The organism is Pseudomonas sp. EA_65y_Pfl1_P113 (assembly GCF_963970525.1).
In the GTDB taxonomy this organism is placed as follows: Bacteria; Pseudomonadota; Gammaproteobacteria; order Pseudomonadales; family Pseudomonadaceae; genus Aquipseudomonas; species Aquipseudomonas tritici.
In genome coordinates, this window is the sequence record NZ_CAXAQM010000726.1 from 1 (window position 1) to 278 (window position 278).

General features: G+C 60.1%; 1 pseudogene. It reads left to right on the forward strand.

Annotated features, from left to right (window positions below):
- A pseudogene (locus AACY52_RS31920) lies at positions 1–278 on the forward strand (IS4 family transposase); the annotation flags it as partial.

Below are 278 nucleotides of genomic sequence, written 5' to 3' on the forward strand. Positions count from 1 at the left end.
GCGCCCAAGGCTTGGCAACCGATCATCTGCTGGCTCGTAGCGGTGTAACAGAAGCCCGCAAGCGGCTCGGTTCAGATCCTGTCGAGTGGCTATTTCGCAAAACCGGCACTCAATGGGGCTCCGAGCGGTACACCGATGATACGTGGCAGGACCTGCAAGTGTTTGCCGTGGACGGTGCACTGCTACGCACCCCGGACACGCCCGAGTTGCGCGATCATTTCGGCTCTGGAAATACGCCGACCGAACGCCAGACACCTTTTCCAATGCTGCGTCTGGTG